Origin of the sequence: Priestia sp. GS2 (genome assembly GCF_036409025.1) — a bacterium.
GTDB classification, from domain to species: Bacteria; Bacillota; Bacilli; order Bacillales; family Bacillaceae_H; genus Priestia; species Priestia aryabhattai_A.
On record NZ_JAZGJX010000001.1, the window covers coordinates 1,145,397 to 1,167,783 of the forward strand.

Sequence of the window (22,387 nt, forward strand, 5' to 3'; positions counted from 1 at the left end):
CCTTCTCTTTTTTAATAAAACGTATTATCTTCAATCCAATATTCGTATTCCTCAGCTTCTTCATCACTTAGCTTTTTACCGTTTATGTAGACTTCATGCCACTCGTATACTTGCTTATGAATATATGTATAAAATAGGATACGTACATGCTCTTTCTCCGAATAGTCATAGCCTTTAAACTGAATAATATGATGGTTATCTTCTTTTTTAATATACGTCCACGTTGGATGATCCGTAAATGCTTCTAACGTTATGCCTTCATCGCTGTACCTCATAATGTCTTTGGCATTTGTTTTAGTAGGCAAATAGGATAGACCATAATCAGCTCCAATACTAAAAGCAATAACAAGTGCGTTTAATCCAATTAAACTACCGATGTGTGTGCCACCTTTATCTTTTAAATAAAGAATTTGTTTTTCTTCTGGAAGGTCCATAGCGGACTGTACCAGTTTAAAAGCATGCTTATAGTACCAACGATTAGCATTTATCCCTATTACGACGGCAATCACCAAATAAAAAAGTACTTCAACCAGAAATGGAACATCAACGATATATGTTGCAACAAGCAGTGGGATATCAATGAGCGCAATAATTAAAAAGAGTTTGTATAACTTCCGGTAGGCAAGCCAGAATGGGAAAAATAAAAATGCCATCCAGTTCCAGCTGTTATTTTCAGCCGGGTCTGCAACCGAGCTCCATTTTGTATGGTAGTAAGAGGTATTGGTTTGCACTACTTTATGCTGAGCATCAAGTGATAAAGGATGGGTTGTGGAATCTTTCATCTAAGTCCTCCTTTCTTTTTTTCTTTCTCATCCAATCTAGAATACGCCATTCATACAAATGAAACAAGTATGTTTATCTGTTTAATAGGTAGTTTTTAGTCCGTATAGTAGGTTGCTTTCTTCAAATTAAAAAATAGTATAGGGAAAATGTTTTTCAGTGTATAATAGATACACTGTAAGAGTAATAAGTAAAGGCAGGAACATATATGAAAACGAAATGGAAAATGAGGATACGCACAAAGATTTTAGGTGGCTATTTCTTTATTGTTTGTAGCTTATTTATAGCTATTATTCTTTTAAATAACCAAATTAAGTCTTTGCAACAAGAGCGAAATTTTATTATTGATCATGATATTCAAATTCATGAGTTAACAGGCCGAATCGAAAATAGTTTGTTGAATATGGAAACCGGTCAACGAGGCTATGTGCTCACAGGGGACTCAGTTTATCTAGCACCTTATGAACAAGGACAATCTCAATGGCTAGATGACTATAATAAGTTATATCAGCTATTAGATGATAATTCTCAACGAGAGAAGCTAAAGGAAATAAAGTCAACGATTGAAAGTTGGATTGAAAACGCTGGAGAACCAACAATTAAATGGCAGCAAGAAGGTAACACCAAAGAGCTAGAGTCGTTTTTCGAAGTAGATTCCGGCCGTCGCTACATGGATGAAATGCGAAGTCAGTTTAGTTCGTTTCGTGAAGCGGAAAAAGCAATGACCGAACAAAGAGCAGCAGAATTAGATAACCAAAATAAAAATATTACTCTAGGCATGTATGGTCTCCTTTTATTTGTAGCCTTATTTTCAATGATAATGGGCCTTTTTTTATCAAAGTCGATTGTTAATACAATGAAAGAAGTGACAAATACAATCAGGGAAATTGCTACATCAAAAAACCAGTTGAATACACGGATTGCCGTGAAAACAAATGACGAAATAAAAGAGCTGGGAGATGCAACTAATGAGCTGCTAGATAGTGTAGAAAAGCGAAATTGGCTTCAAACAAATCTTGCAGAAGTTGTGACGATGTATCAAGGCATCACGTCTGTCCGTACATTAGCGGAACAGTTTTTAATAACAGTCTCTAAAATAACGGGTGCTTCATATGGCGCCTTTTACATTCGAAATGATGAGCACGATAAGATTGAGTTTGTAAAGGAAGCCAGCATTGCTGATCGATTTGAAGACGTAGGAAGAGAATCATTTAAAATGGGACAAGGGCTTATTGGACAGTGTGCATTAGAGAAGAAACAGTTATATTTAACAGATTTACCTGAAGGGTATCAGTTGATTGGATCAGGCTTAGGTGCAACCGTACCTAAGAGTGTGTTTATTGCCCCTGTTTTATTTGAAGGTGAAGTTATTGCAGTTATAGAATTAGCAAGTTTAGAAAGCTTTACTGCGCTTGAAAAAGAGCTTATGAATCTGGTGATTGAGACGTTTGGATTGACGATAAATAGCGTTACGAGACGAATGGAAATTGCTCGATTACTGTCAGAATCTCAAGCAATGACTGAAGAACTTCAAGCACAATCCGAAGAGCTTCAAACGCAGTCCGAAGAGCTACAGATGCAATCCGAAGAGCTTCAAACCATTAATGAACAGCTAGAGGAGCGCACGCGAGACGCAGAACATCAGTCTGAAGAGCTTTTGGTCGCTAAAAAAGAGCTAGAAGAAAAAGCAACTCAACTTGAATTAAATTCACAATACAAGTCTGAGTTTTTAGCAAATATGTCTCATGAGCTGCGTACCCCTCTTAATAGTATATTAATTTTATCAGAGATGCTTGCAGAAAATGGAGACAACAGGCTTACAGGTGAAGAAGAAGAATATGCGCGTATTATTCATTCTTCAGGCAGTGATTTATTGGGGTTAATTAACGATATCTTAGACCTATCAAAAGTAGAAGCAGGAAAGCTAGAGCTACTTTTAAGCGAAGTAAATATGAGCGAGCTTCCACAACAGCTAGAGCGTCAGTTTGCTCATGTATCGGAAAAGAAAAATGTAGCTTTTCATGTATACAAAGAAGATGATGTACCGAATCTGTTTATAACAGATGAAAAGCGTGTTCAACAAATTTTGAAGAACTTGCTGTCCAATGCTTTTAAATTTACTCATCAAGGAGAAGTATCTATTTTTATTCGACGAGCAAGTGAAAGCATCTCTCATCCAATAAAGAAATTGGTGGATTCAAACTGTTGGCTCGAGTTTGAAGTAAGAGATACGGGAATTGGTATTCCTAAAGAAAAGCATGAACTGATCTTTGAAGCTTTTCAACAAGCGGATGGTGCCACGGTTCGTAAGTACGGTGGTACAGGTTTAGGGTTGTCTATTTGTAGCGAATTTGCAAAGCTTTTAGGTGGTTTTATTACGCTTCATAGTGAAGTAAGCAAAGGAAGTTCATTTACGCTTTATTTACCAAGCTTAATTAATGGAGCTGTGGATTATACTCAGCTAGAAGAAGCGTACAGCCAAGTGGCAGTAACGTTTAATGAAGTAGAAGTTATGGAAGAACAGCCGGAAAGCACAATTGAAGATCAAGAAGAAAATACTTCGGCTAAAAACGACTCAAACGTATTCAAAGGAAAGAAAGTACTAATTGTTGATGATGATCAGCGAAATATTTTCGCTTTACAAACAGCATTGAAAAAACAAGGAATGGACATCATCACGGCTCAAAATGGCCTTGAGTGTTTAGAAATTGTAGAGTCAAAAGAGCATCATATTGACTTAGTTCTAATGGACATTATGATGCCATATATGGATGGATACGAAACAATGCAAAAGATTCGTCAAGAGTTGGAACTAAATGATTTGCCAATTATTGCATTAACCGCAAAAGCGATGAAAAATGATCGGGAAAAATGCTTAGAAGCAGGGGCGTCTGACTATATTAGCAAGCCGTTAGATCTTAGTCAGCTATTTTCGGTGATGCGCGTGTGGTTAGCAAACTGAGTAAGTAATGAAAAAGGATGTTACGTATGGATACAAATCAACTAGAAGTAAACGAGGCATCATATAAATCAAATCTAGAGCTGGAGTTGCTATTAGAGGCGATTTATCGACTATCTGGATTTGATTTTAGAAAATATGCCCAGTCCTCTGTATATCGACGAATTCAAAACCGAATGAACATTGATGGCATTCCAACGATTTCGAGAGTAATTGAAAAAGTTGTGCATGACGAGGAATTTCTAGAGCAAATTTTAAACGATTTATCAATTAATGTAACAGAGATGTTTAGAAACCCAACGTTTTTTAAAGCATTTCGTACGAAAGTCGTTCCCTTACTAAAACAGCATAAAGAAATTCGAATTTGGCATGCTGGCTGTGCAACGGGTGAAGAAGTCTTTTCAATGGCTATTCTGTTACAAGAAGAGGGATTGATTGATAAATCAGTTATATATGCAACAGATATGAACGAAGAAGTCCTTCAAAAGGCAAGACAAGGAACATTTTCGCTTCGCAAAATGAAAGATTATACCAAAAACTATATACAAGCTGGTGGAACCGAAGCATTTTCACAATATTACCAAACCGATCATCTCTATGCTTATTTTCACCGAAGTTTATTGAAAAACATTATCTTCGCACAGCATAATTTGGTAACGGATCAGTCATTCAATGAATTTCACGTTATCATTTGCCGCAACGTGCTCATTTATTTTACAAATGAGCTTCAAGAGCAAGTATATGATTTGTTTTCAGAAAGTTTATGTGAAGGTGGATTTTTAGGACTTGGAGATAAAGAGACGCTGCGTTTCTCAGCTGGAGCTGAATTGTATGAAGAATTTGTAGGAAATGAGCGAATTTATCGAAAAAAAGTCACATAAAAAAGGTCGAGAGCGTGCTCTCGACCTTTTTAAATAGCTTTAGCTTGAACAAGCAGTAAACACATGTCATCAGGTTGATTTTCACGCTGTTCGGGAGGAAGAATTTGATCCATGATAATGGAGGTGTCTTCCCACTTTTGAGAGGTAATTAATTTTAGCTGTTCAGTTGCCTCCACTTCGGAAGGTCCCATCGCCTCTAACGCACCATCTGTAAATAATAAGAGCTGAACGTCCTCTTCAAATGATACTATAAACTTATTGACGATAATGTCATCAAAAAAACCAACGGCACAGCTTCCTCGCTCCAACGGCAAAACGTCCTTCCCATCAATCAACATAAAGCCCGGAGGATGCCCTGCGTTTACGTATTCGACTGTTTTATTCTTTGTATCAATCACAATATAAATACCCGTGAAATAATAAGGAATATGATCTTTTTCAGTATGAAGTAGAGTCATATAGCGATTTAATTCTTTAATTACAAGCTCAGGGTCAACAAGAAGTTTAATGGCTTCTCTGAGAACAGATGAGATAAACATACATACAAGAGAAGCTGAAATTCCGTGCCCCATCATATCAAATAAGATAATTCCATATCGATGCTTATCAATTTTATGACAGTAATACATGTCACCTGCTAGCTTAAAAGATGGTAAATAGGACACGTCCATTTTAATATCATCTTCTTTTAATAATTGACTAAGAAGGTTTCGCTGAACGTTTGTAGCTAAATCAAGCTCTGTTTGAATCTTCTTTTCGTGCTCAGAGTGCCAGTCAAGCTCTGATTTCAGCCGAAGCGCAACTCGTATGCGAGCTAGCAATTCTACTTTGTTAATGGGCTTGGTAATATAGTCGCTTCCTCCAGCGTCCAGCGCTTCAACAAGCTTGGAAGAGTCCTCAAGAGCCGTGACGAAAATAATGGGGATGTTCCTCAAACGCTCGACGGTTTGAATACGGCGACACGCTTCAATACCATCGATTTCAGGCATCATAATGTCTAATAGAATTAAATCAACAGGCGGTGTTTTTGCATGAAGTTCATCCACTTTTAGATAGGTGAAAAGCTCTTGTGCTGATGTTAGTGATACGGTATCAGTATAGCCGGCACCTTTTAAAATTTTATCAATTACAAATAAGTTGACGGAATTATCGTCTACCAATAAAATGGCCATTCTTTATCTTTCCCCTTATCTTGTTTGAAGACTATTCAGTTTTCAAGCATACATTTTCTTTTAAGCTATATTATACAAAACTTATAAAGCTTATGGTATTAACATCCCTTAATGTGAGTAATAAAAATTTTCTTCCACGGAAATAAAGGAGATTATAATAGTGAAAATGTAATAATTTTCTAGAATACGAAAGTGAAATAAGGTAATATGTAAATATTGGATAAAGAAAGGAAGGGTAACATTGAAAAAAGGATTTTTATGGGGCGCTAAGATTGTTGTTTTTATATTATTAATTAGTAGTATATATCTATCATATACGCAAAGTAACGATCCTTATCGCTTTTTTACAGGATTAGGGAGTGAAATTTCAATCTCTCCAAATGACGCTCGCTTTTTATTTTCATATTATAAAGATGGAAATGAGCAGGTTTATCGTTCGAGTATAAGCGGAAAGGATGTGCAGCAGCTTACAACGTCGAGTGAAACTCGCAGTCATACACCCCGCTATTCAAGTGATGGCAAAAGAATTTTATTTTTAACAAAAAAACCGGGTGTTGATGAGCCAAACGTTCTTAACGTTGCGAATGCGGATGGGCAATCTCTTCAAAAGATTAGTGATGATTCTCTACACGTAACGGACGCCGTATTTTCAACGAACAGTCAGCAAATCTATTTTATTGGAATGCCAGCTTCAGATCTTGGGAAATTAGAAGGAACAGAAGAAGGTGGAAATAATCTCTACGCCGCAGATGTACAAACGGGAAAGGTTAAGCAACTAACAAAGAAAGACTATTTTGTCATGAGTGATTTGGCAATTGATGATGAAAAAGTTTATTATAAAATTCCTAACGATCAAGATTATAGTGATGAGCTATACGAGTATGATATAAAGACAAAAAAAGAGCAGGCCGTTACGCAGCTTAAATTACCTGGAGATATGTATGAAACAACATTTTCTCCAACTGGGAATCAAGTAGCTTATACAGCAGTCTCACAAGAATCTGAAAACAGTTCATTATACGAATATGAACTATTTTTATTCGATGTTCAATCAAATAACACAGAGCAGTTAACAACGTTAAAATCCAGCGTGAATTCTCCTGTATTTTTTCATAAGCGAAATAAAGTTGCCTTTCTGCATGATACGGCCTGGGCAGCACAGCCTGAAGAGTATAAGCTAAAAACCATTGATTTAAAAACAAAAGAAATACAAGAAGTAGAGTTAGCAATTCCTAAGGATGCGAATAATGAGGTGCTGAGCAGTTTAGTTGGCTATATAGGAAACGTGTACACAATTGCACTATTATATGTCGTACTACTTTCTTTATTTACGTATTCGTTTCGTAAGGATAAACCATACTTAATACCGATTATTAGTCTTAGCATTGCGATTGTAGGAGTTATAGCAAGCTTTGTTACAGCGGCTGTTTTCGATCCATGGGCAGGCATTGGAATAGGGACGCTATCAATTAGCATCGCGGCATGCAGCATCATTTTATTTCTTGTTGCGTTTTTCATAAAACAGGTGACAACAAAACGTAATCATTCACTCTAATAATAGTTGCAGCAGGTACAGGCGAACTGTACCTGTTTTTTCTATTTGAAAAAACAGGTATAATAAGGTGAACCGTTTTCATAAAGCAGGGGGATTAAAGAATGAAACCAAAAATTAGCGATGTGGCCAAACGCGCTGGCGTATCACCAACGACGGTATCTCGCGTTTTAAATAATCGAGGGTATATTAGTGAAGAAACAAAAGCACGGGTGCATCAAGCGATGAAAGATATTAACTACTTCCCGAATGACGTAGCGCGTTCCCTATTTAATAAGCGAACAAACGTCATTGGTTTAATCTTTCCAACCGTTTCCAATCCATTCTTTGGTGAACTGACGTTTTACATTGAAAATATTTGTACTAAATTAGGGTACAAAGTGCTTTTGTGTAATAGCTTAAACCGAGTAGATGAAGAAGAGAAATACGTTGAAATGTTAATGCGTAACCAAGTGGATGGAATTATTGTTGGGACGCATAACCGAGGTATCATTGACTATCACAAAGAACATCTTGCCGTTGTAGCTATCGATCGGAATTTATCTGACACTATACCAGTTGTTAGTTCAGATAACTATGCAGGTGGAAAGTTAGCGACAGAATTGTTGCTGAAAAAAGGATGTCACCATATTGTTCATTTAAATGGACCAGTCGAATTAGAAACGCCAGCGAGGTTTAGACGAAAAGCATATGAAGACGTCATGAGGCAAAGTGGAAAAGAACCAATTACTTATGAAATTCCCGCAACGTTTGATCGCCGCAGTCAACAGGGGATAATTAAACAACTGTTTGATGAACAAGTTAACGTAGATGGGATTTTTGCTAGTGATGATGTCATTGCAGCTTCGGTTTTACGAGAAGCTAAGGGGCGAGGAAGAGACGTTCCTAGTGCTTTAAAAGTAGTTGGATATGATGGCACAGATGTAACACAAACGCTGCTTCCAGAGTTAACAACTATTAAGCAGCCGATTGAACAAATTGCTCAAGAATCTGTTAATCTACTGCTAAAAGCTATTGAAGGAAAGTTTGAGGAAATGCCTTTAGAAACCAAGCTACCTGTTCAGTTATTGGAAGGAAGCACAACGTAACCATACATAGCCTAAAATAGGCTATGTGCTTTTTTTTATGTCAACCCGTTGACATGTGAAACCGGTTGACATAGAATGTAATTGAAAGTGCTTTCAATTGTTGGGAGAATGAGTACACTTCAAAGGGGTTAGAGGGATGAATAAATCTAAAAGTTTGTATTGGAAGTTAAGCGCTTATTTTTTCTTTTTCTTTTTTACATGGTCATCGAGCTACTCATTATTTTCTATTTGGCTTGGACAAGAGATGAATTTAAACGGCGCTGAAACAGGTATTATCTTTTCTGTAAACGCTATCTTTGCTCTTTGTATGCAGCCGATTTATGGATATGTTTCTGATAAAATTGGTTTAAAGAAAAATATTTTATTTTTTATTAGTACGCTACTGGTGTTTGTAGGACCTTTTTACGTATTCATCTATGGCCCATTGCTCCAAGCCAATGTAATAGTTGGAGCAGTAGTAGGGGGATTATATCTTGGGGTGGCCTTCTTAGCAGGAATTGGAGCTATCGAATCTTATATTGAAAAAGTCAGTAGAAAGTATAGCTTTGAGTATGGAAAATCGAGAATGTGGGGATCTTTAGGCTGGGCGGCAGCGACGTTTTTTGCAGGGCAACTGTTTAATATCAATCCCAATATTAATTTTTGGGTCGCTTCTGTATCCGCTATCATTCTGGTTTTAATCATTTTATCGGTCAAAGTTGAAATGACAGATTCAGAGATGAATAAAGCCGAATCTGTGAAAATGAAAGACGTTTGGAATCTTTTTTTATTGAAAGACTTCTGGTTCTTCATGATTTATATACTTGGCGTTACGTGCATTTATGGCGTATATGACCAGCAATTTCCCATCTACTATGCATCCTTATTTCCAACGGAGCAGTTGGGAAATCAAGTTTTTGGTTATTTAAATTCATTTCAAGTTTTCTTGGAAGCTGGAATGATGTTTCTAGCACCTTTTATTGTTAATAAGCTTGGGGCAAAGAATAGCTTAATTCTAGCTGGCTTTCTGATGGCACTTCGCATTATCGGCTCTGGTTTGGTTGGTGGGCCAATTGGGATTTCATCTATGAAACTCATTCATGCACTTGAACTACCAATCATGTTAATTGCTATTTTTAAATATTTAGCAGCTAACTTTGATACACGTTTATCATCTATTCTTTACTTAGTTGGCTTTCAGTTTGCCTCACAAGTAGGAGCCTCTATTATGTCTCCTCTTGCAGGAAGGCTATACGATTTAGTTGGTTTTAGAACTACGTATTTAATTATGGGTGGATTTGTATTGTTTTTTACAATTCTATCAATCTTTACATTGTTAAATCATAAAAAGAGAACTGGCCTGAAGCAAGCTGACAACGTACCTAAAATAGTGTAGGGGGAATGAATATGTTAACAACAAATGGAATTCAACAAGCAACAGAAGCAGTGGAACAAGCAAAGAAAAAGGTAAACAACCGTCATCGTCTCGGCTATCATATTATGGCTCCAGCAAATTGGATCAATGATCCAAATGGTCTCGTTCAATTTAAAGGAGAGTATCACGTCTTTTATCAGCATCACCCTTATGATGAGAATTGGGGTCCGATGCATTGGGGACATGTGAAAAGTTCAGATTTAGTAAATTGGGAACATCTTCCGATTGCACTTGCTCCAGAAGATGCTTGTGATAAAGATGGCTGCTTTTCTGGTAGCGCAGTTGATAATGATGGAGAGCTTACGCTAATTTATACCGGTCATCATTATATCGATAAAGAAAAAGACTTGTTTTATCAAAATCAAAATATTGCAGTTAGTACAGATGGAGTACATTTTAAAAAAGTAGTAGAAAATCCAGTTATTGAAAAACCACCAGCAGATAGCTCTCATCATTTTCGTGACCCAAAAGTATGGAAGTACGAAAGCCACTGGTACATGATAGTAGGAAATGCTAAAAACAACATTGGCCGCGTTATTTTATATCGCTCTCCAAATCTTCGAAACTGGGAGTATATTGGGGTACTGGCAGAAGGAAACGAGCACCTTGGTTATATGTGGGAATGTCCAGATTTCTTTGAGCTTGATGGTAAACATGTGCTGATGATATCACCACAGGGGATAAAAGAAGATGGAGACCACTATAAAAACTTGTTTCAAACGGGCTATATGATTGGAGAGTATGAGTATTGCCAGAACAAGTTTACTCACGAAGAATTTATTGAGTTAGATCATGGTCATGACTTTTATGCCGTTCAAACATTTTTAGATGATAAAAACCGCCGCATTGCCATTGGGTGGATGGATATGTGGGAATCAGATATGCCTACAAAGAAAGATGGTTGGTGCGGTGCCCTTACATTACCTAGAGAACTTACGCTTGCAGCTGATGGAAAGATAAAAATGGTGCCTGTGACAGAAGTGAAAAAGCTTCGAAAAGAGCAGGTATCAGCAGCTAAAGATAAAATGATTACCTCTACGTATGAAATGAATGTTCAAGAGTCAATGTTTGAGTTTCAAGCTGAGATGGATTTAGTAACTGCGGAACAAGTAGAGATAGTACTTCGGGGACAGAAGAATGAGGCCACGGTTCTTACCTATAACAAATCTACAAATAAGCTCACGCTTGATTGCTCTAAGTCAGGAAAGAAAAAAGATGGAATTCGTCGCGTTAAACTAGCAGCTAGCAATCAGCTGAAGCTACGCATTTTTGTTGACCGTTCTTCAATTGAAGTATTTATTAATGAAGGAGAAGCTACGATGACAAGCCGTATTTATCCAACAGAGTCCTATTGCAGTGTAGAATTTACGAGCTATTCAGGAAAAAGTATGCTGAAAGAAGCAACGTGTTGGAAGTTAAAAGATATTTGGAATGAGAAATAAGCAAAAAGCACGGGACTATTTCCGTGCTTTTTGCTACTTTGCAAAATTATTCTCAATAAATTTTGTTCTTCTTCAACTGTGGGCGTGCCATTCGGTTATACGCTTACTTATCAAAGCTTTTACTACGACTTTTTCTCATAGTTTCTATTCTTTTTATTCATTTCACTTATCGAATAGGTAGATGTACACTAGTTTTGATTCAATTATTACTACATACGTATTACATACAGCTAGAAGGAGGTGCATAATATGGTGATTTTACTTGGTTTACTGCTGCTTATGTTTTTTGCTTATCTAGGCTGGTCTATTATCTGGGTAGCGCCTGTGGTAGCAACATTCGTGGCTTATTTTAGCGGATTGGACGTGCTTCCTACGTATGCCGATGTGTATATGGGAGGATTCGTTGATTTTGCTGCGAAGTGGTTTCCAATTTTCCTATTAGGAGCAATTTTTGGGAAGCTAATGGAGGATACAGGAGCTGCTAAATCATTGGCACAGCGAATTGCAAAAGTATTTGGCAGCAAACGAGCAATTCTTGGTGTATTAGTAGCATGTGCAATTTTAACATATGGCGGCGTGAGTTTATTTGTTGTTGTATTTGCTATTTATCCACTTGCCATTGCGTTATTTCGTGAAGCGAACGTTTCGCGTAATTTGCTGCCAGCGACAATTGCACTTGGAGCGTTTACTTTTACAATGACAGCGATTCCAGGAACGCCACAGATTCAAAATTTAATCCCAACTGATACGTTTAAGACAGATGCGATGGCAGGTTCCATTATTGGAATAGTGTCGGGCTTAATGATGGCAGTCGGGGGCTATTTGTGGTTAGCTTATCGTGACAAAAAGCTAAAGGCCAAAGGTGAGGGCTTTACAGAACCAGCTGGATGGAAAGAAGAAAGGAATGATAAACCAGCAGGGAATTTTGTTGTTGCATTGCTTCCATTACTCGTGGTTGTTTTTACTCTTAACATCTTGAAGTGGGAACCAATTATCTCTTTATTAATTGGGATTGTCTCTATTTTTATTTTAAATGCCAAGCAGTATAAAACATTTGTTTCATCTGTTAATGAAGGAGCCAAAGGTTCAGTAATGGCAGTCATTAATACAAGTGCTGCTGTTGGGTTTGGATCAGTTATTACAGCTGTTCCTGAATTTAAAGATATTACAAATTTGCTTCTAAACGTATCAAGCAATCCGCTTGTTTCAGAAGGACTAAGCGTACAGGTGCTTGCAATGATTACCGGTTCAGCATCAGGTGGTATGGGAATTGCGCTTCAAGCATTGGGAGATACCTGGTATCAGCTTTCTCAAACTGGAGCAGTTAGTGCAGATGCGCTACATCGTATTGCCAGCGTGGCATCAGGTGCCTCTATATTACCTCATAATGGGGCATTATTAACACTGCTTGCCGTAACGGGTTTAAGACATAAAGAAACGTATAAAGATGTATTTGTGGTTGCGTTAATTATCCCAACGCTTGCATTAATAGTAGGGATAATGCTAGCAGCAGTTGGAATTGTATAAAAAGTAGGAGGAGATTAGCATGATTAAAGATCAAGTTATTGTTATTACAGGTTCAGCACGTGGGATTGGATTTGAAATTGGAAAGCAATTTGCTGAAAATGGTGGAAAAATTGTTCTTTCTGATATTAATCAAGACGCAGTCGAAAAAGCAGCAGCGTCTCTTCGGGATTTAGGTTACGAAGCAATTGGTGTAAAAGCAGACGTAACCAGTGAAGAAGAGATTAAAAACTTAATTGATACAGCTAACAATCACTTTGGTGCAGTTCACACAATCATAAACAATGCTGGCTTACAGCACGTATCACCAATTGAAGAGTTTCCGACTGAAAAGTATGAATTGATGCTCAAAATTATGCTAACAGCTCCATTTATGGCGATTAAGCATGCGTTCCCACTTATGAAGAAGCAAGGTTTTGGTCGCATTATTAATGTTTCATCTATTAACGGGTTAATCGGCTTTGCTGGGAAAGCAGCATACAACAGTGCTAAGCACGGCGTAATTGGTTTGACAAAAGTAGCGGCATTAGAAGGTGCTGAGCACGGTATTACCGTGAACGCTTTATGTCCGGGCTACGTTGATACTCCACTTGTTCGTGGTCAAATGGAAGACTTAGCAAAAACACGTAACGTACCATTGGAAAGCGTATTAGAAGAAGTCATCTATCCACTCGTACCACAAAAACGCTTACTAGACGTTAGTGAAATTGCAGATTATGCAATTTTCTTAGCAAGTGACAAAGCTAAAGGTGTCACAGGTCAAGCTGTTGTAATGGACGGCGGTTATACGGCTCAATAATGAAAAACCTATCGAATCGCTGAAACCGATTTGATAGGTTTTTTATTGTTTCTTGTCCGTAGAAGAAGTTAAAAAAGCAAGAAGCTCCTTTAAGGCAAATGACATATATTTTTCTTTACGCGTAATAACGCCTAGTTCCCACCTTAATAATTCATCATGAATAGGCACAGTTGTTACGGAAGGGTCCGTTACTTTTTTAGACAAAGATTCAGGCAGGATACCAATGCCCAGCTTTGCTGCGATTAACTCAATAATTAAATCCCACTGTGAAGTTTTATAAGCAATATTAGGCATAAAGCCGGTGCGTAAAGTCTCTTGAATTAGCCGGTGATGAAGGGTAAACTCTTCGCTAAACATAATGAATTTTTCATCTTTTAGCTGTTCAAGCGTTACGAATTGGCGGCTAGCAAAAGGATGGCTTTCGTGTACATAAAGTAAAAATTGCTCTTCAATAAAAGGATAAATATGAAAAGCATCTTGGTGCTTGTTAACTGGAAGCATAATAATTCCCAAATCCACTTGATCTTCTTCAACAAGCGTTTCGATTCGCTTTGCACCGTATTCGACTAGTTCTAGCGAAACATTAGGATAAAGGTCATTAAACCCTTTGGCGATTCTAGGGAAAAACAACGTACCAATAAGCGGTGGAATCCCGAGCTTTAGCTCGCCGCTTTGTAAATTCATTAAGTCATCAAGTAGGTTAGGGAGCTTATCTAATGTAGAAAGCGCTTTTAATGCTTGGTTATAAACAACTTGTCCAGCATCAGTGAGCTTTAGCTCACGCATTGAGCGGTCCAGTAACTCAACACCTAGTTCTGTTTCAATTTTTTTAACGGCTTTGCTTAGCGCTGTTTGTGATAGATGAACAGAAGCAGCAGCTTTTGTAAAATTTTTATGGTTAGCTACCTCAATAAAATAGTGTAAATCTCTAATTTCCATATGAAACCCCACATTGTTGTTTGTCTACTTTCATTCTAGTGAGTCGTGTGCAACTTGTAAATGGCTTAGCTAAAAAAGAACTCCTTTCTAATTGAAAAGAGCTATGGTCAAAGAGAGGTGTCCTGCTTTTTTGTTGTGAATCGAAGCGGACCCATAATGAACCAAATAAATATGGAGGAAATAATTGCTACAAGCCAGTAAATGAGCCAAAAAGCATCTTGAAAGGGAACGATAAAAAAAGCAGATCCAATTAATATAAGCATAATAAAAGAGCATTTACAAAAGCGATAGAAGGAACGCCACTGCTCTTGTTTTCTAACTTCGCCTACTAACGTTATTTTTTCGGGAAGCGTACCGTTGTTCCAACGATAGTTCGCCCACTGGTCTGCCCACTTGATGGTTTGATGACCATAAACGATTGAAAAGGCAATATATGCTGCTGATAAGCCGTGAAAAAAGGTTGGCTTGGTTCCGTTTGACAAATCCATAAACGTAACTCCGAGCAGAAATAAATCGATGAGCGGTGTTGCTGCTAATAGAATAAGAGAGAGCCTTTCTTTTTTCCACACGTATCGAGAAAGCAAGCCTAGGGATAAGAACATCCAAAACGCTACTTCTCCAAGTATAATAGCTAGAAAAATCGGATTCATCTACCTTATTTCCTCCTTCTTAATTCAAGGTTAGTTGTATCCCATATGACAACCACCTCAACTAGATGCTTTTATAGAATTAAATTCTCAATCATAATACGGAACTATTAAATCTAATAAATAGGAAAAATCCCTATACTCCCACTATACGTATATCAAAAGTATAACTTCTTGTTTTAAATAAAGTAACACAATAAAAGGAAAAAAAATCATTTTTTAAAGTCGTAGTAAAAACTCAGGCTAAAGTTGTAGAAAAACATGCCAAAAGATACGGCAGGTGATGGATACGATAAAAGCTCTTTGCTCATACAATGAAGATAGAAAGAAAGAGAGCGTTAGTAACAGAGGAGGAAGCAATAATGCTAGCTAAACAAAATGTTGAAACGAAAAAGCATATGTTTAAAGAATACTGGAATGAAATAATCAAAGCCCTCATTGCAACGAAATAAAAGGAGGAACGAATATGATTTACGTAAATGACTATGTAGTAAAAACCATTCACGAACTACACGTGCAGGAAGTTGAGCGAAAACGATTTTACCTTACTATATTTAAGCGCCAGCACTGAGCATCTTATTAATAATTTCTTCAGTCATATGGTATGATAACAAATATCTTGAATTGAAGAGGTGCGAAAATGAAAATTGAAGTATGGTCAGACTTTGTTTGTCCGTTTTGTTATATTGGAAAACGTCGTTTAGAAGATGCTCTTGCGCAGTTTCCGCATAGAGACGATGTTGAAGTAGAATTTAAAAGCTTTGAGCTTGATCCAAATGCTCCGTTAAATACGGGTCAAACTATTAATGAAGCGTTAGCCAAAAAGTATGGTATGACGGTTGAACAAGCGCAGCAAGCGAATGAAGGTATTGGCCAGCAGGCTAAAAGTGTTGGATTAACGTTTAATTTCGATAACATGAAGCCGACGAATACCTTTGATGCTCACCGTTTAGCAAAGTTTGCTAAAACAAAAGGTCTAGAAGAAGCAATTACTGAAAAATTACTATATGCGTATTTTACGGACTCAAAAGATCTTGGGGATCGTGATGTGTTAGTAAGCGTAGCGGAAGAAGCTGGGGTGAATCGCTCAGAAGCTTTAGCAGTTCTAGAAGATAAAACAGCTTACTCAAATGATGTTCGTATTGATGAAAGCTTAGCCCAGCAATACGGCGTAACAGGTGTTCCGTTTTTCGTAATTAATCAAAAGTATGCAATTTCAGGTGCTCAGCCAAAAGAAACGTTCACTAGTGCTCTTGAAAAAGTATGGGCAGAAGAAAACCCTGCTCCTAAGCTACAGGATTTGTCTGGAGATGGCTCTGCAGATGCAGCCTGTGTGGATGGCAATTGTGCCGTTCCACCAAAAGATGAACAATAACTAGTGAGTTGTATCACAAAAAAAGAGGAGCCTAAGCTCCTCTTTTTTTTAATGGAATAGTTTCTTCACTTTTTCTTCGTCGTTTAGATAATTTGTAGCCAATTCTTTTAATGACTTTTCATTTGAGAAATCGCTTAGCTGTTTACCATACCAGCCTTCCAGCTCCTCTTTTGTAAGCTTATATTCAGCATTATCAAATTGAAAGATAATCCAATCTACATTTTGAATTAATGCGAAGATAAAGGTAGCGTTATAAATAGCTACTTTCTCACGCTCATTGTCTGCTCCACTGATGTCTTCATATGTTAAATGGATACCATACGGCTGTTTTTTTGTCTGAAGCTTAAGCTTTTTAAACTCTTCTTCATGTAAGAGTTGGTGAACAATATGTACCACTGCGCTATTATCTCCGATGTAGGAATCTTTAAATTCGAATAAATTTTTAGTCGTATTAGCTGAACTACAGCCGTTTAAAAGGAGTAGTACCGATAAGGAAAATAAAAATAGTTTCATATACTTAAGCAATTTTCGACCTCCTGATTTATCTCCAATCCCCATTGCTAATCGTAACATAGATGAGAACTCAATTGTTAAAATTAAACAAATATGTAGCGCTCTTTCAAGAAATCAGCTTGAGTTTCACAATATTGACAATAGAAATAAATTGAATATTTTGGTAATGTATAAGTGGGACAACTGGGAAAAGGGGTATCTATGAAAATAGTATTTATAAGACATGGTAAATCTGCTTGGAAAGAAAATAAAAAAATAAGCAGTGAAGAATTTCGTCAATGGGTGTCAGCTTATAACGAAAAAGGCGTTCAGGAAGAAAAAGAGTATCCGCAGTCAACTGTCGAAATTGTTGCTAGCAGCGGCATCGTACTAACGAGTGACTTAAAAAGAAGTCAACACTCAGCTAATCTATTGACGAGAGGATCACGCTTAAACTCAGACAGCATCTTTAGAGAAGTAGAGCTCCCTCAATGTACATTTGGTCAGTTCATTAAATGCAAACCAGCTGTTTGGCTTGTCATGTTAAGACTTTTATGGATGGCTGGTTATAGTCAGTCATGTGAATCTTACAAACAGGCGAAAAAGCGAGCGAAAATTGGAGCAGAACGCTTAGTTCAATATGCCAAAAATAAACAGACAGTTGTCCTTGTTGGTCACGGATTTTTTAATCGTTTACTCGCAAAAGAACTGGAGAAAATGGGCTGGGTTACATATGAAAAAATGAGCAGCAAACATTGGAAATGCATTACATATGAGTTTGTCATGGAGTGAAGTATGAGCAGTATAGATGAAAAACAGATAAGTTGTTGGTAATATGGATTTAAACTTGTATAAGGAGGAAGATACTTTGTCAACATTACAAGAAGAAATTCAAGACTATAAAAAAGTATTTAAGCAAAAAGCGTCCAAAGAAAAGCAAGAAAAAATGAAACAAGCCACAGAAGAGCTTGAGAAATCAGGTATTGCTCAAGGTTTAAAAGTTGGTAATCAAGCACCTGATTTTACACTATTAGATGCTACTGGCCAAAAGGTTTCATTTAAAAACCTCCTTCAAAAGGGACCTGTAATTGTAACATTCTATCGCGGAGGTTGGTGCCCTTATTGTAACCTTGAATTAAAAGCTTACCAACGTGAACTTACAGCAATTAAAGAAGCTGGTGGGGAACTAGTTGCTATTAGTCCTGAATTGCCAGATTCTTCGTTATCAACAAAAGAGAAAAATGAACTTGAGTTTATTGTTTTAAGTGATGAAGGAAATAAAGTAGCAGAAGAGTTTAACTTGGTGTTTAAAATGCCGGACTATTTAATTGATTTGTATAAAGAGTCAGGCCTTGATGTAAGTGGACATAATGGAAATAACGACTGGGAACTACCAAAGCCAGCTACTTTTGTTGTTGACCAACAAGGTAGAGTGGTATTTGCTGACGTTGATTCAGATTATACAAAACGTACAGAACCTTCTAAAGTTATAGACGTGTTAAAAAATCTATAAATACCAAAAAGTCACCTGTTTTATCAATAGAGCAGGTGACTTTTTTGAGAATAATATTGCATTATGCTGTTCAACTACATCGTTGAATTACATAGAAGTTATGAACAATTCAGAAGCATAACGTTTTGAAATGCTTATTTCCTGCCCTCATCATTCTTCTTCTACAATTTTACCTACAGAAAGAATTGTAACGTCTATGAAGTCAGCATAAATTTTTCGTTTTGTTTCCATAACTGATTTTGTTTGATATTGGCGATGGTACGTTACGTTTTGTCTACAGTCCCTAATTTGACCAGCAATTCTTACAATGTCTTCATAAGAAACAGACTGAAGAGATTTTTGGATATTATCAAGTGTTTCTTCTGTACGACTGAGTGTTAAGGTGTCTTTTCCATATGTGAGGTGTTTATCTGTGTATGTGCGCTTATTGTGAATGAGTTCTAGTGGTGGAAATAAGCCGAGTTAGGTACAGTAGCGAATAGTTGTAAGTTTTATGAATTGTATTGCTGTGTAATTTCTGTAAGTTCATTAGCGGTATACACTCGCATATTATCAACTTTTACATTTTAATGATGAAGTTACAGTTAACTGTAACTTATTTTTTTACTATCTCTACTAACTGTAATCAACAGATAATATGTAAAAAATGTAATTTTAGTTATAGTGTTCCTTTGGAATTATTGGTAAAATATACATGATTACTGGGAGGTGAAGGTGTTGGCAAAGCAGATTCACAGCGGGCGCTATACGGTAGATTCAAGCGAAAATATGGTTGTGTTTATTATCGGTATGAGAATTAATAAACTATTTTCTTTCTCAAAATGGCTTCCTGTATTTATGGCCATGCCGCCTATGATTAAAGAACTTTATCAAAACAAAGAGCTTGGTTTTTTACATACGGAAATATCTTTTTCATGGAAAACCATTACTTTAATACAATACTGGAAAAGCTTTGAACAACTTGAGTCTTATGCAAAAGGATCTCGTCATTTAAAAGCATGGAAGAAGTTTAATCAGCGAATTGGAAGCGATGGAACAGTTGGAATCTATCATGAAACGTATAAAGTCGAAGAAAATGCATATGAGTCCATTTATGCAAACATGCCGCTGTTTGGGCTTGCAAAAGCAAAAGGACACAGACCTGTAAATCGAGGGTTAGAGTCTGCGAGAGAAAGATTGACGAAAGAGCAGTTATAATTTCATTGCTAGTTACACTTTCAAAGTACTAATAGTGCTCAAACGTTTTTGTAGAAAAATAGAAAAAAGTAATGAAACGTTCAAGGTTGAAGCGAAAGGTGAAGAGGTTAAAAGTAGCTGGTAGCTGCTTTTTTAGCGAGGAGAGAAATATGAATAACAAGTTAGTACGTGGCACGCTCTTTTTAACAGCTGCTACGCTTATCTCAAAAATCTTAGGGTTTGTTTATATTATTCCATTTATGAACTTGGTCGGAGATGAAGGATACGCTCTTTACAAATATGCGTATGGGCCTTATGGTCTTATGATTAGCTTGTCGACAATGGGTCTCCCGCTAGCCGTTTCTAAATATGTGTCAAAATATAATGAGCTAGGAAACTATCGGGCAAGTCAAGATTTATTAAGGTTTGGCTTATTTTTAATGATGGTGACTGGGTTTATAGCATGCGCAACTTTATATGCTTTAGCTCCAACTCTAGCTCATTTCGTCGTTGGAAGGCAAGACGGAAGTGGAAATAGTATGGATGACGTAATTTACGTAATTCGAATGGTCAGCTTTGCTCTTCTCATTATTCCAGCAATGAGCTTGCTACGAGGATATTTTCAAGGTAATCAATCAATGGGACCTTCGGCTTTGAGTACGGTAATTGAGCAGGTCGTTCGCGTTGTATTTATTGTATGTGGAGCGTATGCTGTGTTAACGATGTTTAATGGTAGTATAACGAGCGCGGTTGGAGTGGCGACATTTGGCGCAGCAGTAGGAGGGGGCGCAGGTCTTCTTGTATTAGTTATTGTGTATCAAAAGCGCAAGCATTTTATTTACAAACAAGTACAGAACAGCCAAGAAAATAAAAGCATTTCCATTGCTTCAATGTTAAAAGAGCTATTAAGTTATAGCATTCCATTTGTGATTGTTGGATTAGCCATTCCTATCTATCAAAATATTGATACGTTTACAGTTAATGCATTGTTTCAGTCAATTGGCTATACCCAGGAAAAAGCTGAAACAATCAACGCAGTTATTGGCCTTGCGCAAATTTTGGTAATGATTCCAGTCTCACTAGCAACTGCTTTTGGGATGTCGCTGCTACCAAGCATTACGACTTCTTATACAAAAGGCGCCGAAAATGAAGTTAAGCAGAAAATCACGCAGGTTCTGCAGCTCTTTTTCTTTTTGACGTTTCCGGCTGCGGTTGGTTTATCGCTGTTAGCAAAACCTATTTATCGAATGATTTTTCCATCAGGCAGCAGCTATGAGCTGGGAGGTTTTGTTCTCCAATGGTACGCACCCATGGCCATTTTATTTGGTTTATTCACTATTACAGCAGCTATTTTACAAGGGGTTAACCAGCAGAAAAAAGTAATTGTTGGTCTACTAACTGGTATTATACTGAAGTTCATTCTAAATATTGCACTGCTTTCATCTTTTAAAGAACTTGCACCAATTTTGGCTACGTACATAGGGTACGGTGTATCCGTTTTATATAATTTTCACCTTATTAAAAAAGCTCTGTCGTATCGTATTATACCTGAGCTTGCCAAAGTGAAAATATCCATTATGCACGTTGCATTAATGGGAATCGTTGTGTTTATCATGAACAAATTGTTAACGGTTCAGTTAACAGGCGTTGTGCAGGATCACATGGTTTCTGTTCTTACCGCTACTCTTTCAACGATAGCAGGAGCATGTATTTACGCGGGATGCAGTTTTAGTAACAAGCAAATACGAGAGCTATTTAAAAAGCCAAGGAGAAAAGCATCATGATGCTTTTCTCCTTGGTTCTTTATCTATAAATATATTTATAGATAAAGATATATTTTCTAATTTGTATTATCGGAAATCAGGTCGTACAATATGACTTGTAGTACAAAACAATACAAGCTTTTAGGAGGAACTTAATATGTCAAAACATATTTTAATGGTTGTAACAACAGCAGATAAAATGAACGATGATCATAAAACAGGACTATGGCTTTCAGAGTTTGGTGAAGCATATCTTGAATTTACAAAGAAGGGATACAACGTAACAGTAGCAAGTCCTTTAGGTGGAAAAGCACCGGTTGATGACCGAAGCCTTGAAGGGGATGTTCCACAAGAAATGCTTGATACGGCTATTCATTTAGAAAATACGGTAAAACTAGATAGTATTGCGGATGTATCAATATTTGATGCGATTTTCTTACCTGGTGGACACGGTACAATGTTTGATCTTCCAGACAATGAAAAGTTGCAGGCTGTTATTCGTGAACTTTATGAAGATAACAAAATTGTGGCAGCGGTCTGTCACGGACCAGCTGGTTTAGTTGGAGTGACACTGTCAGATGGTACACCGCTAGTAGCAGGGAAATCAGTTACAGCATTTACAGATGAAGAAGAAAGAGAAACAACGCTTGACCAGTTTATGCCGTTTCTTTTAGAAACACGTCTTCGTGAACTAGGTGCTAACTTTGTAGGAGCAGCGAACTGGACAAACCATCTTCAAGTAGAAGGAAACTTGATTACAGGTCAAAATCCACAATCAACAATTAGCGTAGCGAAAGAAGTAATTAAACAATTAGCATAAATAAAACCTCCTATAGAAGTACAAGCTTTTATAGGGGGAATCTCTGAATAG

Annotated in this window: 19 protein-coding genes; 14 read left to right on the forward strand and 5 right to left on the reverse strand. The window is 37.1% G+C overall.

The genetic code is table 11. The features are described 5' to 3' along the window. Window positions 1-11: 11 nt before the first annotated feature. Window positions 12-782 (reverse strand): DUF2628 domain-containing protein, encoded by a 771-nt coding sequence (locus V2145_RS05870; protein WP_094912163.1) that lies wholly within the window; start codon window positions 780-782, stop codon window positions 12-14. 206 nt (window positions 783-988) lie between these two features. On the opposite strand from V2145_RS05870, the gene V2145_RS05875 reads away from it, so the two are divergent. Together V2145_RS05875 and V2145_RS05880 are read left to right on the forward strand one after the other, a co-directional pair. Continuing rightward, on the forward strand, window positions 989-3,742 hold the full coding sequence (locus V2145_RS05875) for a CHASE3 domain-containing protein (protein WP_330987402.1): 2,754 nt from the start codon (window positions 989-991) through the stop codon (window positions 3,740-3,742). 26 nt (window positions 3,743-3,768) lie between these two features. Further along, on the forward strand, window positions 3,769-4,620 hold the full coding sequence (locus V2145_RS05880; RefSeq protein WP_094912165.1) for a CheR family methyltransferase: 852 nt from the start codon (window positions 3,769-3,771) through the stop codon (window positions 4,618-4,620). A 29-nt stretch (window positions 4,621-4,649) separates the two neighbouring features. On the opposite strand, the gene V2145_RS05885 is transcribed toward V2145_RS05880, so the two are convergent. After that, window positions 4,650-5,792 carry a fused response regulator/phosphatase gene (locus tag V2145_RS05885; protein ID WP_094912166.1) on the reverse strand — a complete coding sequence of 381 codons (1,143 nt, stop codon included), beginning with the start codon at window positions 5,790-5,792 and terminating at the stop codon, window positions 4,650-4,652. A 241-nt stretch (window positions 5,793-6,033) separates the two neighbouring features. On the opposite strand from V2145_RS05885, the gene V2145_RS05890 reads away from it, so the two are divergent. From V2145_RS05890 to V2145_RS05915, 6 genes are all read left to right on the forward strand, one after another. Further along, window positions 6,034-7,347 (forward strand): DPP IV N-terminal domain-containing protein, encoded by a 1,314-nt coding sequence (locus tag V2145_RS05890; protein ID WP_094912167.1) that lies wholly within the window; start codon window positions 6,034-6,036, stop codon window positions 7,345-7,347. A gap of 101 nt (window positions 7,348-7,448) precedes the next feature. After that, on the forward strand, window positions 7,449-8,432 hold the full coding sequence (locus tag V2145_RS05895) for a LacI family DNA-binding transcriptional regulator (RefSeq protein ID WP_330987403.1): 984 nt from the start codon (window positions 7,449-7,451) through the stop codon (window positions 8,430-8,432). A 136-nt stretch (window positions 8,433-8,568) separates the two neighbouring features. Then, window positions 8,569-9,807, forward strand: a complete 1,239-nt coding sequence (locus V2145_RS05900) for an MFS transporter (protein WP_094912169.1) — start codon at window positions 8,569-8,571, stop codon at window positions 9,805-9,807. 11 nt (window positions 9,808-9,818) lie between these two features. Continuing rightward, window positions 9,819-11,288: a glycoside hydrolase family 32 protein gene (locus tag V2145_RS05905; protein ID WP_094912170.1), complete on the forward strand. Its 1,470-nt coding sequence runs from the start codon at window positions 9,819-9,821 to the stop codon at window positions 11,286-11,288. A 249-nt stretch (window positions 11,289-11,537) separates the two neighbouring features. Continuing rightward, window positions 11,538-12,815, forward strand: a complete 1,278-nt coding sequence (locus V2145_RS05910) for a GntP family permease (RefSeq protein ID WP_131887999.1) — start codon at window positions 11,538-11,540, stop codon at window positions 12,813-12,815. A 19-nt stretch (window positions 12,816-12,834) separates the two neighbouring features. Next, the gene (locus V2145_RS05915; protein WP_131887998.1) at window positions 12,835-13,611 is read left to right on the forward strand and encodes a 3-hydroxybutyrate dehydrogenase; all 777 of its coding nucleotides are present in this window, start codon (window positions 12,835-12,837) and stop codon (window positions 13,609-13,611) included. Between the two features lie 42 nt (window positions 13,612-13,653). Here V2145_RS05915 and V2145_RS05920 read toward each other — a convergent pair whose 3' ends face one another. Both V2145_RS05920 and V2145_RS05925 read right to left on the reverse strand, forming a co-directional pair. Next, window positions 13,654-14,550, reverse strand: a complete 897-nt coding sequence (locus V2145_RS05920) for a LysR family transcriptional regulator (RefSeq protein WP_330987404.1) — start codon at window positions 14,548-14,550, stop codon at window positions 13,654-13,656. 107 nt (window positions 14,551-14,657) lie between these two features. Continuing rightward, window positions 14,658-15,200: a hypothetical protein gene (locus V2145_RS05925; protein ID WP_330987405.1), complete on the reverse strand. Its 543-nt coding sequence runs from the start codon at window positions 15,198-15,200 to the stop codon at window positions 14,658-14,660. Between the two features lie 637 nt (window positions 15,201-15,837). Between V2145_RS05925 and V2145_RS05930 the strand changes: the two genes are divergently transcribed. Next, entirely contained in the window at window positions 15,838-16,572 is a 735-nt protein-coding gene (locus tag V2145_RS05930) for a DsbA family oxidoreductase (RefSeq protein WP_330987406.1), read from the forward strand. Window positions 16,573-16,620: 48 nt separating this feature from the next. Here V2145_RS05930 and V2145_RS05935 read toward each other — a convergent pair whose 3' ends face one another. Further along, on the reverse strand, window positions 16,621-17,097 hold the full coding sequence (locus V2145_RS05935) for a DUF4825 domain-containing protein (protein ID WP_330987407.1): 477 nt from the start codon (window positions 17,095-17,097) through the stop codon (window positions 16,621-16,623). A 189-nt stretch (window positions 17,098-17,286) separates the two neighbouring features. Here V2145_RS05935 and V2145_RS05940 point away from each other — a divergent pair, with 189 nt between their 5' ends. The 5 genes from V2145_RS05940 (at window position 17,287) to V2145_RS05960 (ending at window position 22,336) form a co-directional block, all read left to right on the forward strand. Next, window positions 17,287-17,856, forward strand: coding sequence for a histidine phosphatase family protein (locus V2145_RS05940; RefSeq protein WP_330987408.1), 570 nt, complete (start codon window positions 17,287-17,289; stop codon window positions 17,854-17,856). Between the two features lie 76 nt (window positions 17,857-17,932). Next, window positions 17,933-18,577: a peroxiredoxin-like family protein gene (locus V2145_RS05945; protein ID WP_330987409.1), complete on the forward strand. Its 645-nt coding sequence runs from the start codon at window positions 17,933-17,935 to the stop codon at window positions 18,575-18,577. 717 nt (window positions 18,578-19,294) lie between these two features. After that, the gene (locus V2145_RS05950) at window positions 19,295-19,774 is read left to right on the forward strand and encodes a DUF4188 domain-containing protein (RefSeq protein WP_311857416.1); all 480 of its coding nucleotides are present in this window, start codon (window positions 19,295-19,297) and stop codon (window positions 19,772-19,774) included. A 149-nt stretch (window positions 19,775-19,923) separates the two neighbouring features. Next, complete coding sequence (locus tag V2145_RS05955; protein ID WP_330987410.1) at window positions 19,924-21,537, forward strand: putative polysaccharide biosynthesis protein; 1,614 nt, start codon at window positions 19,924-19,926, stop codon at window positions 21,535-21,537. Window positions 21,538-21,673: 136 nt separating this feature from the next. Then, entirely contained in the window at window positions 21,674-22,336 is a 663-nt protein-coding gene (locus tag V2145_RS05960) for a type 1 glutamine amidotransferase domain-containing protein (RefSeq protein WP_311857419.1), read from the forward strand. Window positions 22,337-22,387 lie beyond the last annotated feature (51 nt).

Bases quoted from the DNA above. Each gene is read 5' to 3' on its own strand.
- V2145_RS05870 (WP_094912163.1), bottom strand. From the start codon at position 782: ATGAAAGATTCCACAACCCATCCTTTATCACTTGATGCTCAGCATAAA.
- V2145_RS05875 (WP_330987402.1), top strand. From the start codon at position 989: ATGAAAACGAAATGGAAAATGAGGATACGCACAAAGATTTTAGGTGGC.
- V2145_RS05880 (WP_094912165.1), top strand. From the start codon at position 3,769: ATGGATACAAATCAACTAGAAGTAAACGAGGCATCATATAAATCAAAT.
- V2145_RS05885 (WP_094912166.1), bottom strand. From the start codon at position 5,792: ATGGCCATTTTATTGGTAGACGATAATTCCGTCAACTTATTTGTAATT.
- V2145_RS05895 (WP_330987403.1), top strand. From the start codon at position 7,449: ATGAAACCAAAAATTAGCGATGTGGCCAAACGCGCTGGCGTATCACCA.
- V2145_RS05900 (WP_094912169.1), top strand. From the start codon at position 8,569: ATGAATAAATCTAAAAGTTTGTATTGGAAGTTAAGCGCTTATTTTTTC.
- V2145_RS05905 (WP_094912170.1), top strand. From the start codon at position 9,819: ATGTTAACAACAAATGGAATTCAACAAGCAACAGAAGCAGTGGAACAA.
- V2145_RS05910 (WP_131887999.1), top strand. From the start codon at position 11,538: ATGGTGATTTTACTTGGTTTACTGCTGCTTATGTTTTTTGCTTATCTA.
- V2145_RS05915 (WP_131887998.1), top strand. From the start codon at position 12,835: ATGATTAAAGATCAAGTTATTGTTATTACAGGTTCAGCACGTGGGATT.
- V2145_RS05920 (WP_330987404.1), bottom strand. From the start codon at position 14,550: ATGGAAATTAGAGATTTACACTATTTTATTGAGGTAGCTAACCATAAA.
- V2145_RS05925 (WP_330987405.1), bottom strand. From the start codon at position 15,200: ATGAATCCGATTTTTCTAGCTATTATACTTGGAGAAGTAGCGTTTTGG.
- V2145_RS05930 (WP_330987406.1), top strand. From the start codon at position 15,838: ATGAAAATTGAAGTATGGTCAGACTTTGTTTGTCCGTTTTGTTATATT.
- V2145_RS05940 (WP_330987408.1), top strand. From the start codon at position 17,287: ATGAAAATAGTATTTATAAGACATGGTAAATCTGCTTGGAAAGAAAAT.
- V2145_RS05955 (WP_330987410.1), top strand. From the start codon at position 19,924: ATGAATAACAAGTTAGTACGTGGCACGCTCTTTTTAACAGCTGCTACG.
- V2145_RS05960 (WP_311857419.1), top strand. From the start codon at position 21,674: ATGTCAAAACATATTTTAATGGTTGTAACAACAGCAGATAAAATGAAC.